The organism is Stenotrophomonas sp. SrG (assembly GCF_050031795.1).
In the GTDB taxonomy this organism is placed as follows: domain Bacteria; phylum Pseudomonadota; class Gammaproteobacteria; order Xanthomonadales; family Xanthomonadaceae; genus Stenotrophomonas; species Stenotrophomonas rhizophila_A.
Genome location: NZ_JBNBBE010000544.1, coordinates 1 through 253, shown reverse-complemented (window position 1 = coordinate 253; position 253 = coordinate 1). Strand labels below are relative to the sequence as shown.

The following is a 253-nucleotide window of genomic DNA, read 5'->3' as shown; positions in this document are numbered from 1 at the left end:
TACGTTGAACCGGCATTACTACGATGCGCCCTCGCGCATCGACCACATCTTTTGCCAGCAGGACAAGCTGCTGGCCCGCGAAGCGCGGCTGCTGTTCGACCAGCCCTACGCCGTAGGGCGCTGGGCGTCGGACCATTACGGGGTGTGGACCCGCCTGCAGTTCGCACCGTGAGGCAGGCAGCCACGCAGGTCGTGGCGCTACGTGATCCGGATCCAAAAAGAGACAGCGGCCCGAAGGCCGCTGTCTTTTTTT

At 63.2% G+C, this 253-nt stretch carries 1 pseudogene; it reads left to right on the top strand.

The annotated features are described in order from the left end of the window. A pseudogene (locus ACQG3P_RS20790) lies at positions 1–172 on the top strand (endonuclease/exonuclease/phosphatase family protein); the annotation flags it as partial. Positions 173–253 lie beyond the last annotated feature (81 nt).